This is a genomic window from Paenibacillus oryzisoli (genome assembly GCF_001653565.1).
Lineage (GTDB): Bacteria > Bacillota > Bacilli > Paenibacillales > NBRC-103111 > Paenibacillus_E > Paenibacillus_E oryzisoli.
In genome coordinates, this window is sequence record NZ_LYPB01000081.1 from 1 (window position 1) to 13,461 (window position 13,461).

10 protein-coding genes are annotated in these 13,461 nt (G+C 47.4%); 9 read left to right on the forward strand and 1 reads right to left on the reverse strand.

The genetic code is table 11. The features are described from left to right. The first annotated feature begins 142 nt into the window (after positions 1-142). Positions 143-1,414 (forward strand): FAD-binding protein, encoded by a 1,272-nt coding sequence (locus tag A8708_RS24165; RefSeq protein ID WP_068667982.1) that lies wholly within the window; start codon positions 143-145, stop codon positions 1,412-1,414. A gap of 2 nt (positions 1,415-1,416) precedes the next feature. Further along, positions 1,417-2,073 (forward strand): hypothetical protein, encoded by a 657-nt coding sequence (locus tag A8708_RS24170; RefSeq protein ID WP_068667880.1) that lies wholly within the window; start codon positions 1,417-1,419, stop codon positions 2,071-2,073. A gap of 612 nt (positions 2,074-2,685) precedes the next feature. Here A8708_RS24170 and A8708_RS24175 read toward each other — a convergent pair. After that, positions 2,686-5,037 (reverse strand): beta-propeller domain-containing protein, encoded by a 2,352-nt coding sequence (locus tag A8708_RS24175; protein ID WP_068667881.1) that lies wholly within the window; start codon positions 5,035-5,037, stop codon positions 2,686-2,688. A 423-nt stretch (positions 5,038-5,460) separates the two neighbouring features. Here A8708_RS24175 and A8708_RS24180 point away from each other — a divergent pair, with 423 nt between their 5' ends. The 7 genes from A8708_RS24180 (at position 5,461) to A8708_RS24210 (ending at position 13,298) form a co-directional block, all read left to right on the forward strand. Further along, positions 5,461-7,038 carry an AraC family transcriptional regulator gene (locus tag A8708_RS24180; protein WP_068667882.1) on the forward strand — a complete coding sequence of 526 codons (1,578 nt, stop codon included), beginning with the start codon at positions 5,461-5,463 and terminating at the stop codon, positions 7,036-7,038. A 112-nt stretch (positions 7,039-7,150) separates the two neighbouring features. Beyond that, positions 7,151-8,131 (forward strand): ABC transporter substrate-binding protein, encoded by a 981-nt coding sequence (locus tag A8708_RS24185; RefSeq protein ID WP_068667883.1) that lies wholly within the window; start codon positions 7,151-7,153, stop codon positions 8,129-8,131. A 71-nt stretch (positions 8,132-8,202) separates the two neighbouring features. After that, positions 8,203-9,084, forward strand: coding sequence for a metallophosphoesterase (locus A8708_RS24190; protein WP_068667884.1), 882 nt, complete (start codon positions 8,203-8,205; stop codon positions 9,082-9,084). 158 nt (positions 9,085-9,242) lie between these two features. Continuing rightward, positions 9,243-10,103, forward strand: a complete 861-nt coding sequence (locus A8708_RS24195; protein ID WP_068667885.1) for an SDR family NAD(P)-dependent oxidoreductase — start codon at positions 9,243-9,245, stop codon at positions 10,101-10,103. Between the two features lie 10 nt (positions 10,104-10,113). Continuing rightward, complete coding sequence (locus A8708_RS24200) at positions 10,114-11,631, forward strand: AMP-binding protein (protein WP_239696834.1); 1,518 nt, start codon at positions 10,114-10,116, stop codon at positions 11,629-11,631. A gap of 100 nt (positions 11,632-11,731) precedes the next feature. Further along, positions 11,732-12,328 (forward strand): TetR/AcrR family transcriptional regulator, encoded by a 597-nt coding sequence (locus A8708_RS24205; protein WP_068667886.1) that lies wholly within the window; start codon positions 11,732-11,734, stop codon positions 12,326-12,328. Positions 12,329-12,476: 148 nt separating this feature from the next. Then, positions 12,477-13,298, forward strand: coding sequence for an SDR family NAD(P)-dependent oxidoreductase (locus A8708_RS24210; protein WP_068667887.1), 822 nt, complete (start codon positions 12,477-12,479; stop codon positions 13,296-13,298). Positions 13,299-13,461: the final 163 nt, after the last annotated feature.

A 13,461-nucleotide genomic window follows, 5' to 3' on the forward strand; every position in this document is an offset into this window, starting at 1 on the left:
GTACCCCCTACTTTCCTCCTTAGTACAAATTCTGCATGGCAATTTCCAATTTGCATCATCCTAGCCTACCTAAGTAGTAACTGTTCAGGGTGACTATGTTAAAATGTTAATAAATTTATGATGACGCTGGAGGATAACGATGATGAATGAACAACGCAACTGGGCCGGTAATTATACATACAGCGCCTCGAATTATTATGTTCCAGCGAATGTAGAAGAAATCCAAGCGTTGGTGGCTCGGAGTCAACAAATCAAGGTGCTTGGAACGCGCCATTCATTTAATGGTATCGCCGACAGTACAGAAACCTTAATCTCCCTTCAGAACTTGAATCGCGTGATTGAACTGGACCGCGCGAACAATAGGGTAACGGTTGAAGCGGGCATTCGCTATGGTGAGCTAGGCGAGTATCTCTATGCGAATGGGTATGCGCTGCATAATCTTGCATCTTTACCTCACATTACAGTTGCAGGTGCATGCGCTACGGCTACACATGGTTCTGGTGATCGCCATGGCAATTTGGCGACAGCCGTGTATGCCATGGAAGTGGTCACAGCGGACGGGCGTATCGTGCAGTTCTCCCGTGAAGATGACAATGGTCACCTTGCCGGTGCAGCCGTAGGACTAGGTGGATTAGGTGTTGTTACGAAAATTACCTTGGATGTTGTCCCATCCTTTCAGATGTATCAACATGTATACGACAATGTTCCCTTGGCACAGCTTGAAGCGCACTTCGATGAGATATTCTCCAGTGGTTACAGCGTCAGTTTGTTCACAAACTGGCAGGAATCTTCCTTTAATCAGCTCTGGAAGAAACAGGCAATCACGGATTCATCCTCCGCCCCTGTGCAGGTGGAACCTGAATTGTTTGGAGCGAAACTAGCGGATACACATCGTCATCCCGTGCCAGGTCACACTTCCGAGAATTGTAGTGAACAGATGGGAATACCCGGTCCTTGGCAGGAACGTATGCCCCACTTCCGGATGGATTTCACACCAAGTGCAGGAGAAGAATTGCAGAGCGAATACTATGTGCCTCGTCAACATGCGTATGCGGCACTATGTGCGCTCGACAGTATCAAAGAACTCATCTCGCCACTGTTGTATGTGTCTGAGGTGCGTACAATTGCAGCAGATGATCTATGGATGAGTCCCTGCTATAAGCAGGAGACGGTGGCGTTTCATTTTACATGGAAACCGAATTGGGAAGGGGTTGCGCAGCTACTGCCTACAATAGAAGAGAAGCTGGAGCCATTTGAAGCTCGGCCGCATTGGGCCAAGCTGTTCACGATGTCGCCGGAACGCGTGCAGTCATTGTATGCGAAGCTGCCTGAGTTTCAACAACTGCTCCGCCAATGCGATCCCCATGGCAAGTTCCGTAATGACTTCTTGAAAACGTACATATTAGGAGACTAACGATGTTAAGAATCGGATGCTTCCATGCTCATTATTCAAATATTGAACATATTGACATTGCCCTGCGCAGCTTGCATGTGGAACTTATTCATTATGTCGATCCCGGGCTGGATCGAATCAAGCGAGATGCCGATTTCACGGCCGAAATGGCTCAGAAGAAAGTGCTAGACACACTGAATTGGATAACCAGCAATCACGTTGACGCAATTTTAATAACCTGTACTTTTTTTACAGCTATTTATAATGAAGACGTTCATCACTATTCAATCCCTATTATCTCAATCGATGATCCGCTGTTCGAAGAGATTTGTCAGCTGGATCAGCCTACGGTTGTAGCTTTTACGAATCCAAGTACTGTGCAAGGAACGATGAAGCAATTAGCGGCGTACGCCGCTAAGAAAGGGATAGCGCTAGATGCGGCACCTGTCTTACTTGCGAATACGTTTGATCTCATCATGCAAGGTAAGAAACATGCGTACATCGAAGCAGTCACACAAGGATTAATCGATGTGATAGAGGCGAATCCAACGAAGCGCGTGGTCGCTGCCCAGCTCTCGATGGTTCCTGCCGCGGAGGCTGCTGAGGATCAAACGAAGCGCATCGTTGGGAACCAACTCGTAGCGTTAGCCACGTATATGAAGGCGGCTTTGGGCATATAAGTTGGCCGAGTCAAACCGTCAAAGCCCCGATCCTATGTGGATACGGGGCTTTGTCATCGCCAGAGCGCTCGGCGGACCTGAGCTTCTGGTCGCTCGGTGGACCTGAGCTTCTGGTCGCTCGGTGGACCTGAGCTTCTGGTCGCTCGGTGGACCTGAGCTTCTGGTCGCTCGACGGACCTGAGCTTCTGAGCGCTGGGTGGACCTGAGCTTCAGAGCGCTCCAGTATTCCTTCTCCCGCGCCCTTCGGCAATCCCATTTCCCCGCGCGCGCCACAAGAATAAATGGATTTTATACAGTTAAATCTTGGTATTCTCTGTTCAAATGCCAAATAGATGGAAAATATACAGCAAATTGTACACATTAGACTCGATATGGACAAAAGAGGCGGATTTAACTGCATATTTTACAGTTAAATCCAATTATCGCGAAGATTCCGCGAAAATAGCTGTATATTTTCCCGTTAATCCCACCTAGGAATTCCACAGGAATCACGGATCGGAGAAATCTCGACCAGTATGTGCATCAAGCTTCCATAGCGAGCTTTCCCGCATATTTAATTCTCCAATATGTGCCTCAAGCATCCAAACTTTCCTGCATATTTCATTCAAGTGCTTAAGGAATAACGACTTCGTTCTTTTCCTCTAGTGTGTTCAGGTCATTTGCTTTAATGAATCCGTTCGAGACGGTATACAAGGTATCACCAATATAGAGAACGCGCTGCACCTGTTTATCTCCGGCATAGAAATGCTGACCCGCTTTGCTCAGATCTTCCTGCGAGAGGTGGGTGATGCCGCCGCGGAACTGGAAACCTTTTACCAAATCAAGATTATAGACGTACGCCCCCTGGAAAGCAAAACTTCCGTATGAACTAGCCGAATTCTTCGAATTGCTGGTCGCCGGATCGAGTTTCATCACCGTAACAGGGAAGGACAGCAGATGCTTCTCCTTGTTAAAGAGCAGGGCACGGTGATTGTTCAGCAACTCCGAATCCGTTCCACGATCCCCAATCAACTGAGTAAATTTCTCCTTCGGATTATTCACATCAGATACATCGAACAGAGCCACTTTCATGCCTTGATAATAGGCAATGGATGATGAGCCTGCCATGCTTTTGTTATCGACTTCAACTGTATCTTTGCCGAAGCCAATAATATGGTTCTCATCATAGGGATGCAGATAGTTGCTGTAGCCTGGGATCTTTAATGCCCCTAATAATTTCGGTTGATCGGGTTGCTTTAAGTCTAAGACGAATAGTGGATCCGTATTTTTAAAAGTAACCATATAAGCGCGGTCGCCCATGAAACGGGTAGAATAGATGCGCTCGCCGGGCGCGATGTTTAAGATTTTGCCTACTTCTTTCAGGTTTGCGTCAAGGATATAGACATGGTTTTTCGAGGTACCTTCATCTGTCCGCCAAACTTCTCCTGTGGTCGTAGCAAGACGGAAGTGTCCATTATGCTCATCCATCGAGAATTGGTTTAGGAGATGACCTGGCACTTTACCGGTATTTTTGTACACCGCTTTCCCCGTGTTGAGTCCGAATTGATAGAGTATAGTGTCCTGTTGTTGATCTTCATAGGTCGTAGCTGCCACATAGAGATTCTCTTCCGAAGCGTAGACATTCTGCCCTGAGCCGAGGTACGAGGTGACATTCATCGTCTGCGTCAGATCGTTCAGATCAAGACTCCCGACGAGCACATAGTTAGGTTCAAGCGCTTTGGGCAAATAGTAGATGTGATCCAATGGAATTGAAGTAAAAGCATTCCCTGCCGAGGAATCTCGGTAAGCTGGGGCTAGATCTTTCATGGCATCTTCCGTTTTTGCCATTTCCCGGTAATGATAGTAATTAACATATTTATTGGCGATAAAATAGAGCGATGTTCCGATTTTGCGGGATGACATGTAGTTGCCTTCGAGTTCAACCTCTTTGACTAGCTTCAGGTTACTGCGATCCTTGAGATCGTAAACCATAACCTTCGTCGTTGCCTGCATAGGGAACGGGGAGATCCTTATTTTATCTGAGATGCCGATCATCTTGCTGCTACTGCTGCTGGCATCTTCGTTATATGGCACAGGTTTAAAGTTCTGATAGGATTGCCCCACAACGATTAGGTGGGTATCGTCTACGTAGATTTCGCTCGGTTGGAACTGTGTGTTTGCGGTGTTGGCCGCGGTGGAGAAATCCAACATACTCAGCACTTTCATCTCATCTGCAGGATATGCCTGCGTGACGACGATCCGCTGCTTGTTCACGGTATAGATGTACGTGCCATCTGATTTAACGACATCTGATTCATCCACACCCTCTACTTGCACATTCGTTCCCGAGTACTCGGGTGATACGGATTTGGCTGAGTCTTGGGTGGTGACACTTATACTGCCGGCAGCTGCTGGTACGGAGGCAGTTGTAGAAGATTTAGAGAGAGCTGATAGGGACGTAAGCCTTACTGCGTTTAGTTGGTTGCTCTCATTCTGCGTCAACAGGGTAATTAAGTGGTCATAAGTACCGACAACCGGCAAGCTATCCGTCTGCTTCGTGATGTTAACGGAACGGGTTGCTGAATCCCAGCGAACGACATGATTGACGCTTTCCATAAAGAACCGCAGCGGAACGTAGAGGGAGTCGTTTACGATTTGGGTGACACCGTTCATGGTGGTTGCTTGCCCATTGACTTGGGCATTGTCGGAATTAAGGGGAAGCTTCAGCTCGTATCCATCGCGTGTAACAATGGCAACTCGTTCAGCTTCATTCCAGCTAATTTCCATGTTTAAAGCGGTTGCAAGATCGCGAACAGGCGCCATTAGCATGCCATCTATCATGCGGGGCTGGTGGGAGAACGCGATAGATTGGCCTTCAAGATTAACGATCGTTTCCTGACCAGCATTCGTAGAGACCGGCGTAAAAGCCGATGTTAAGAGAATTGCGGTCGTCAGGAGGCCTACGGCCATAACCTTTTTCTTCATATAGCTCATCCTTCGCTAAGTTATTGTCGGTTTCCATTATTGTATCTGTATCCACTAAACGGATGGTGTTGAGGATTTGTTGCATGGAACTGGAAATATTTCTCTAAAGGTGGTCGGAGGCTCCTCTATTATCACAAATCGCCCTTTGCAATCTTGCTTTCAAGTCGAGTCTCCCTTACAAGGCTAGCTAGGTTTGGGTATACTGTGTGTATAGAGGACTTATTGGCTACAGATGCGGATTGGTAAATAGAGAGAGGCTGCTAAAGCCGGAGTAAGCGCTGCGTTTGGTGTGAGCTGCGGAAACGATGTTTATGGATAAGATCACATGTCCAGCCGTTTTGTGCTACGCTAAAGCAAGAGACAGAAGGAAATGAGGGATCGGCGATAGATGATACCCTAGAAAGTTGGCTGCCGCTGGATAAAGTGGCGCTTAAGCTGCTTCAGATTCATTATCATCGTTTGGACACGGATGGATTCATCAAGCTGCAGATTCCGCATGCCTATAGAATGCTTCTTATCTTAGGCGGAGAAGGCAAATGTATGGTGGATGGCGAGTGGATTCCTCTTCAACGGGGGAGTTGCTGCCTGCTGCGGCCAGGGACGTATACGGCTGCGAGCTTGAGTACAGGAGAAGGATTGGCCTGGTACGATTTCACCTTCGAGGCTTTTCCTTACGACCAGAAGCCGGTAGGCGGGTCAGGCGATGCGGGCCAAGGCGACAAAGTTTGGTGTGGCGCTATCCCAGAGCATTCGCTGGCTCAAGCAGCAGATCTCACCAAACGGCTGTATATGGAGCGCGACAGTCAAGAACGCGTTGAATGGTTCCGTTTAAATGTAGTTTTTCAAGAGCTCCTTTACTGGGTGATGAAGGATTTGGGCAAGGAAGCTGTCGGACAAGCGAAGGAGCGAATTACCCGAATAATCGACTATATGGAGCGCCATTTTCAGGATAATCTTACACGCGACATGCTTGCGCAACTGGCTGGCATGAGCCCTGAATATTTCTCCCGTGTATTCAGGAAAGAGACTGGAAGGACGCTAGGCGAGTATTTGACGAACATTCGCATCAATCATGCCAAACGCGAGTTGATTCGCGGTCAAGCGTCGATTGGTTGGATCGCAGAATATGCCGGTTATGGCGAGCAGTACTATTTTAGCCGCAAATTCAAGCAAGAGGTTGGAATGTCGCCTACAGTCTATATGGAGAAACAAAGAAACCATGTGGCATGCCTCTTCCCGCCGTATGTAGACCATATGCTAGCATTGGGGGTTATCCCTTACGCTTCTATGATGGATAGAGATCACCCCTTGTCATCCCAAGTGCAACGATCGATTCATTTAGGAGAGCAGGAAGCTGAACTGGGCGAACGCAACTTGAGCCAACTGCTGCAGATTGAGCCGGATTTGATTCTTTGCAGCCAATACATTGATCCGAAGCTGGAAGCCAGACTGAATCGAATCGCACCGACGTTTACGATCTCCTATAAACAGGAGTGGAGGCGCGTTTTGGGTGAAATTGCTGTTTTACTGGGCAAATCGGAAGAGCTGGAAGAGGCGCTTCTCCGTTATGAACGCAAATGCCATGAAACATCGACACAGATCAAGTCAGCTATCGGTGAGCAAACGGTCGCCTTGCTGCGAATCCATGCGGATCAAATTCGCTTGTATGGCGGGTCCAGGCATTCGTATACGGCACCTGTGCTGTATGGGGACTTGGGACTAAAGGCGCCAGATCTTGTACGCCGCTTGGCTTGGGACGATTACTGGGCAAGCGTATCGATATCCCATCTTTCACAGCTCGATGCGGACCAACTGCTGCTTGTCGTCGATCCAGGTTGCGAAGACCAACTGCAGACGTTGATGGACAGCCGAAACTGGCATGACATACCCGCTGTGAAGCGAGGGAATATCTATCACGCAGATTACTATACATGGATGAGCAGCGGTATTTTGATGAATAGCATGAAGATGGAGGAAGCATTGCGATTCCTGGGCCCATAGATGTCACAATTGTCCATCTCCATGAACGGTTTTGTCCTTGGCAGTCGAAGAGGATCACGATACAATTGATAACGATTCTCAGTAAAGAAAGGCACAAGGAGTGGTAATCGACATGAAGAAAACTCGTTTATGGATGATGGGGGCACTGGCTGTCTCATTGGGGGTATCGCTTACAGGTTGTGGGTCAAAGGATACGAATGCAGCGAACACTGGGACCGCGACGGTCAGCCCAAGTACTGTGAAGGAAACGGCGTCGGCCAAGCCTGCAGCACAGGAGAAGACCGTCAAGGATGAGATCGGTCATGAAGTGAAGATTCCCGGGGATCCGAAGCGGATTCTCGGAATTTATTTGGAAGACGAACTGCTGTCGTTGGGCATTCAGCCGTTCAAGCAATCGAAGATCGGAACATGGAGCGGACAAGATTATCTGGGTCTTGCGATGCCAGCCATCGATGTGAGTGGAAGTGTAGAAGCCGTTTTGGAAGCGGCGCCTGATCTCATTTTGGAGAATGTATATGATGAGAAAAGGTACGGTCAATTCTCCAAAGTGGCTCCGATGTACGCCTTTAAAGATGCAAGAGCAGATTGGAGAGCGACGATTCGCACGCTAGGTGATCTGTTTGGCAAGACAGACAAAGCGAAGGATGTCATTGAGAAGTATGATCAGAGAGCCAAGCAGGCTGGAGCGACCATCAAGCAAAAGATTGGCGATCAAACGGTTGCAATCGTTCGTGTTCATACGAAAGAGTTCCGACTCTATGGCGGCCCGGGATATGCCGGACCTGTTGTTTATCAAGATTTGGGACTTACGCCATCGAAGCTTGTGAAGGAACTGATTTTGGACAAAAATGGGAAAGTTGTGCCGATATCCTTGGAAATGATCCCTCAGTTGGATGCCGATCACATCTTTATTACAACGGATACAGGGGCAGAGGACAAGACCAAGGAATTGCTGGCTAATCCGCTGTGGCAGAGTCTTCCGGCTGTCAAAAAAGGGCATGTGTATCAGGTTAATTTTGAAACATGGATGAAAAGCGGTCCAATCGCTGATGGCAAAAAGATTGATGATGTGCTTGCTGCTCTTGCAAAATAAGCGTTGCCCTAGAGGCTGTTTCTTCAGCAGTGTTCATCTGCCGGAGGGACAGCCTTCTCACGTTGCAGGTCATGTTATATAATTGTGATATGGAAAATAAAGAGAAAATAACACGTCGTTCCTTTTTGAAAAAGTCTCTGCTGGTAGGTGGAAGTTTACTAGCCATCCCTCCGTTAAGTTATGGGTATGCCACGTGGGTAGAGCCCCGTTGGTTGCAAGTTGAGCGTATTTCATTGGCTTTTCCTTCACTGCCAGAAGCATTCAGGGGATTGCGGGTTGTGCAATTCAGTGATCTTCATTTCGGATTCCATTTGGATGAACAGCGATTAACCAAGGTAGTCGAGGTCATTCGGGCACAAAACCCGGACATTGTCTGCTTTACAGGCGATCTCGTCGATTATGAGATTGGTGGGCAGGGGCAAGCTATTCGGGAAGTGTTGAAGACGATTGCCGCCACATACGGCTGCTATGCGGTACTCGGCAATCACGATTATTATGGCAATGTGGAAGAAGTGGCAGATGTGTTAGAGGGTGGTGGGTTTCAATGCCTCCGGAATCGGGGACTCCGCATTCAGAAAGGGAGTCAATCGATATGGATCGCCGGCGTCGAAGATATGTGGGAGGGGGCTCCTAACCTTAAAACGGCGCTGCAATCAGCGAAAAAAGATGAATGGGTACTCCTCCTATCCCATGCACCAGATTATGCCGATGTTGTTGCGGGCGATGGAGCTGTCCATTTGCAGCTATCGGGGCATTCCCATGGCGGTCAAGTCAGACTTCCGATCATTGGGCCACTGGCTTCCGTACCGTATGGGGTCAAATATCCTTCGGGACTCTATCAGGTAGGGGAAAGTAAGTCGCTCACTCTGTATACGAATCGAGTTATCGGTGTGTCCGTACAACCAATTCGGTTCATGTGTCGACCTGAAATTACGGTGTTCACGTTGGTGTAGAGGTTAGATAGCTGTTAGTGACTGCTAGTGAAGAAATATGTAGATAGGCGCAATAAAGCGAAAATAGCAGATGCTCGTAATTTAGCTGCATTTTTTCCAGTTAAATCTGTGAGCAACTCTCTCTTCCAACAAGCCTCCTATAAAAAGGTAGTGAATTCATGCCAAGTGCTAGGCTACACACGCTTCTCAACTATCTCATATTCCCACCGACGAAATTAAACAGACAGAAGCTAGAGCGCCATCTAGCAGGCAAAACCATCCTAATCACCGGTGCCAGCTCCGGAATCGGCGAACAACTTGCTTATCTGTTATCCGATATGGGGGTTCATCTCATTCTGGTAGCTAGACGAGAAGCGAAGCTCCTAGCCATGAAGCGTGAAATCGAAGTGAAAGGGGCAGCCCGCGTAAGTGTGGTCCCTGCGGATCTTCGAGATCCGCAGGACATGGAGGGATTACTTGCTTTTCTTCATCAACGGCCAGAGGGGATAGATATCGTGATCAGCAACGCGGGGCATTCGATCCATCGTTCCATTGGGCAGTCATTGGACCGTTATCACGATTTCACGCGTACGATGGGGATTAATTATTTCGCTCCGGTTCAACTATTGCTCTCTCTCATACCGCTGCTCGGGCACAAAAAGGGGCAAATCATTAACATTTCGACGGTTAATGTGATGCTAACTCCTTTGCCACATTGGGCGGCGTATCAGGCATCGAAGTCTGCTTTTGACACGTGGTTTCGGTCTGCTGCTCCTGAGCTCAATAGGATGGGGATTGCCACGACCTCGATCTATCTTCCGCTTGTAAGAACGCCGATGATACTGCCAACTGCAGCTTATCGCAAATTACCGGCCATGTCCCCAGGGGATGTCGCCAAGATGATCGGTAAGGCTATCTATACCAGAAGGCCAACGTTCAAACCGTGGTGGTTGATTTTCGGAGCGTTAGCCTCCGTTTTTATCAGAACCATGCCTAGTAGACCAAAGAAGGAAAAGGGTAGAGACCATGAGGATATGTAAGCTGATCTATGTGTTCTATCAAATTAGGCTGCTCTCGCTGATCGCCTTGTTCCGACTAGCCTCCGCCATCTACACATCGGGTACGAATCTGATGGCACTGTTGCATTTTGCGGCTAGAACGTATGGAGACCAAATTGCGTTGGCAGATGAACAGGAAACCCTCACATATCGCCAATTGTATGAACAATCCAAACAGCTTTCAGCGCATTTGAAGGTGAATTACCAGCTCACTGGCGGTCAGAGTGTTGGATTCCTATGCAAAAACCACGCCTCTCTGGTGAAGGCTATTTATGCGGTGTCTTTGACAGGGGCGGATATCTGTCTGTTGAATGCGGAAATGAGCAGGGATCAATTGCAAGGGTTTGTGGAAAGTAAAGATTTTCAGCTTATCATCTATGACGTCGAACTTAGCGCTTTACTTGCGCAAACGACGTACAGGAGCGCCAAACTGCCCAGCTATCACCCTACTTCTTCTGCGGTAAATAACATAATTGGTGCAACTGTTTCTATCAAGACAAAACAACGTCGAGCTTCCTCCGGGAAACTCATGCTGCTCACAGGTGGAACCACGGGCAAAGCCAAAGAAGCGGCGCATCAGCCATCGCTATTTAATTATTTGGACCCTTTTGCAGGATTCTTGACGCGATTGCAAATCTTGAATAAGCAGACAGCCTATATTGCGACGCCTATTTATCATGGTTATGGGGTTGCGGTTCTGCTCCTTTTCTGCGCTTTGGGCAAAAAAGTCGTGATTCAACGTGGATTTGAGGCAGGGAAAGCGTGTCGATTGATTCGCGAGCATCGGGTAGATATCGTAACGGTCGTCCCTCTAATGCTGCATAAAATGTTACAAACGAACGCAGACGCTCTGAAATCCTTGTCCTGTATAGCTTCAGGCGGGGCTGAGCTCCATCCTAAACTGGTTCGAGAGACGCAAAGTCGATTAGGCGAAGTGTTATACAATCTGTACGGCACGTCGGAAGCGGGTTTGAATATCATTGCAGTCCCGCAGGATCTAGTCTATTCCGCACACACAATTGGCAGAAAGATTAACGGTGTTCATATCAAAATCATGGATGATCAGCAACAAGAAGTTCCGATGGGCAGGGTAGGTCAAATTTGTATACGCAATCCATGGTCGATGCGAAACAAGGTTAGCAGTTGGATTCAAACCGGCGATTTGGGCTATCGGGATGAGAAGGGCTATTTCTTTTTGCATGGAAGAGTAGACAGTATGATTGTTTCAGCTGGGGAAAATGTGTATCCGTTCGAAGTAGAACAAATGCTGCGCATGCACCCATGTGTGGAAGAAGCTGCCGTTATTGGCGTGGCGGATGAGTTATTTGGACAGCGATTGAAGGCATGGGTGCAGTTGATACCAGATTCGAAGACCACCAAGGACGAACTCCTAGATTGGCTGCGTGCTAGATTGGCACGATACCAGATGCCTAGAGAGCTCAGTTTCGTCGAGCATATGCCCTATACCCCTTTAGGAAAGTTGGATAGAAAGGAGTTACCTAAGAAATGACCCTCACAGAATAGCTGTGTGGTGGTCATTGACATATGCTTTGGCGTGATATATGATTAGAACGATCATTCGATCTAATATGTGAGAGGGGAGGCAGAACATGTTCGAACGATACAACAAGGTTCAGAAAGCTGTTTTGGAGACAACGTTGCATCTGATTATCGATAGAGAGTTGCAGGCTACATCCATGTCGTTGATTGCCAAGGATTCCGGTGTTTCAACAGGGAACATTTATCATTATTTCAGTAGCAAGGAAGATATTATTAATGAGCTTTACAAGGCTATCGTCCTGTTCAACGGCGAGTTCGTAACGAAAGACTTGAACCAGGCTGATTCTGTAAAGAAACGATTCAATCAGGCTTGGAGAAATGTATTCGAGCTAGGAAGAAAGTACCCGAAGGGTTTCCGGTTTATTGAGCAGTACTCATTTTCGCCCTATATTTATGAGCAGACCAAGCAGGAAGCTATTCAGGCCGGATGGTGCGGGCCACTTGAGAAGCTGTACGAGCAGGCAGTTAATGAAGGGATCTTCATTGCTCTAGAGCCGCGCATGATGGTTCAGATGCATTACGGTTCTATTGTGTATCTTCTGAAATTATATCAGGGAGACTCGCAGAATCTTACAGATGAAGTCGTCGATCAGGCAGTTCTTGCCAACTGGAACGCGGTAAGCAAAGAAAAAGGTTCGAACAGCTAAGTTCAACCTACTTCTTTTGACCACATTAGATCGAACGTTCGATAGAAACTGTTGTAGTACTTCGTTTATTTACAAGAAGGACAATACACACGTAATAGAATGAACGTTCATTTTAAATGACTGAAATATGAGTATTGGAGGAATTAGTATGCCAACAAAAACAATTTTTATTACGGGTACAAGCACAGGGTTAGGTAAGCTCACAGTCATTCATTTTGCTAAACTGGGGTGGAATGTAGCTGCGACGATGCGCACCCCGGAAAATGAAACCGAGCTGACTGCCTATAAGAATGTGAAGCTTTTCAAACTGGACGTCACGAACTTAGCGGAAGTCAATGCTGCTATCGATGATGCCATTGCGGCTTTCGGGAAAATCGACGTCGTGGTCAACAACGCAGGAATGGGTGCATACGGGGCACTGGAATTGGCTTCGGAAGAGACGATCGATTGGCAATATGATGTGAACGTTCGTGGGCCTATTAATGTCATACGCAAATTTGTACCACATTTCCGAGCTGAAGGCGGAGGCATGTTCATCAATATTAGTTCATTCATGGGTTTCACAACGGCCGTACCACTCGGCTCCTTGTATAACATGTCTAAATTTGCGCTGGAAGGCTTGACGGAAGGGCTGTATTACGAGCTCAAGCCGTTGAATATCGAACTCCGGCTTATCGAGCAAGGTGGTTCTACAGGCAACAATTTTCAGAATAATATCCGATGGAACAAAGATGAGAGCATTACGGCTTATGATGAGCTAATGAATAAAATTACGGCGTTGATGAATAATAGGGATAACAGCAGTTTGGATGATCCACAGATCATCGTCGATGCCATTGCGGCCCAAGCACTCGGGGAAAGCAACCAATTCCGGACGGTTATTGGCGAGATGGGTAATCATTTATTAGCGATGCGGAAGTCGCTTCCCATTGAGGAATACCTGGACACGATGTTACAAAGCTATAAATAATAAATAAGAAATAAGAAATGACCATCACAGGATAGCCGTGTGATGGTCATTTTTTTAGATAAATGGTCTGAACGGCGAACATGGTCTAGATTCCACAAGAAAAATGGCTAAGAGATCAAAGAGAACTAAGGGGAGGAGAAAGGGCAGGAACGAAATATGTGCT

Coding starts and splice junctions, on each gene's coding strand:
- A8708_RS24175 (WP_068667881.1), bottom strand. CDS start 5,037: ATGAAGAAAAAGGTTATGGCCGTAGGCCTCCTGACGACCGCAATTCTC.
- A8708_RS24195 (WP_068667885.1), top strand. CDS start 9,243: ATGCCAAGTGCTAGGCTACACACGCTTCTCAACTATCTCATATTCCCA.
- A8708_RS24190 (WP_068667884.1), top strand. CDS start 8,203: ATGTTATATAATTGTGATATGGAAAATAAAGAGAAAATAACACGTCGT.
- A8708_RS24170 (WP_068667880.1), top strand. CDS start 1,417: ATGTTAAGAATCGGATGCTTCCATGCTCATTATTCAAATATTGAACAT.
- A8708_RS24210 (WP_068667887.1), top strand. CDS start 12,477: ATGCCAACAAAAACAATTTTTATTACGGGTACAAGCACAGGGTTAGGT.
- A8708_RS24205 (WP_068667886.1), top strand. CDS start 11,732: ATGTTCGAACGATACAACAAGGTTCAGAAAGCTGTTTTGGAGACAACG.
- A8708_RS24185 (WP_068667883.1), top strand. CDS start 7,151: ATGAAGAAAACTCGTTTATGGATGATGGGGGCACTGGCTGTCTCATTG.
- A8708_RS24165 (WP_068667982.1), top strand. CDS start 143: ATGAATGAACAACGCAACTGGGCCGGTAATTATACATACAGCGCCTCG.